Here is a 907-nt window from a genome sequence, read left to right on the forward strand (position 1 = left end):
CGCTACCCGCCCCGAGTCGGATTCGGAGGGTGGTGACAAACCTCAACCAGAATCGGAGGGGCGCTCCCGGTAGCGGGTGCCAGGCCTTTGACGTTGGCCAAAAAAATGAGGACGCTATTCTGCATCATATATTTCGGAATACTCGCTATTCAATTGAACGCAGAGGAGGACCCATTGAAGAATCAGAGTCCAACTACACCAAAAGACGCTGCTTCGGAGGTGCAGCCAGCAGTGCCGAAGCTTACCGAGGCACAGCGCGCCGACATCAAACTCATGTGGGAGACAGTTCAGATGCAAGGTGGTTCCAAACGGAAGGCATCGAGCGACCGTGCTCAAGAAGCTGCTCATCGTGTTTTCTCATCTATCTCGCTCACGGGGTTGACCCGCGTACAGGTGATTAGCTTGCTCGGCGACCCAGAGAAGGCCAGCGATAGCTTATACAACTTCCCATTCTATCCAGCGCCCAAAGGAGAACTGGTGTATCGATTCGACACGGGAAGCTATGGTTGGCAGTTCAACATCAGTTTCGATCAGCGCGGTCGTGTAATTAAAGTCAAATCTTTGGGTATTGAATAAAGACGGCCAACAAGTCGGCGCATCCGACGGCGAGAGCGCGCCAAATTGAATTCGGACTTCCGGGACGCCGCCGGATGGCCTATGACATTCTGGATAAGAATGAATATGATTGATTCGGTAGTTTAACCTTGGTGTTGGCTGCCGGAATGACTTCCGGGTTGGTGATGGGAGAGTCGGAGTGAATTTGGTAGTTCGAACTACGTTGGTAGTAGATCGGATTGCTGCGAAGGAGTCGAGTCTCACGAGAACTTGGAGTGGCACGAATCGGGGCTGAGTGGTGAGCAGCTTTCGCGTCGGAGTTTTGATTGATCTGGATTTGTGGGTAGGTAGA

Annotated in this window: 2 protein-coding genes; one reads left to right on the forward strand and one right to left on the reverse strand. The window is 52.5% G+C overall.

What is annotated here, in order from left to right; translation table 11 throughout:
• Positions 1-153 precede the first annotated feature (153 nt).
• Entirely contained in the window at positions 154-576 is a 423-nt protein-coding gene (locus JIN85_RS20610) for a hypothetical protein (protein ID WP_200274400.1), read from the forward strand.
• A gap of 79 nt (positions 577-655) precedes the next feature.
• Here JIN85_RS20610 and JIN85_RS21525 read toward each other — a convergent pair.
• Positions 656-907 (reverse strand): hypothetical protein (locus JIN85_RS21525; RefSeq protein WP_234047545.1); only part of this gene is annotated, 252 nt, incomplete at its 5' end.

The organism is Luteolibacter pohnpeiensis (assembly GCF_016595435.1).
Lineage (GTDB): Bacteria > Verrucomicrobiota > Verrucomicrobiia > Verrucomicrobiales > Akkermansiaceae > Luteolibacter > Luteolibacter pohnpeiensis.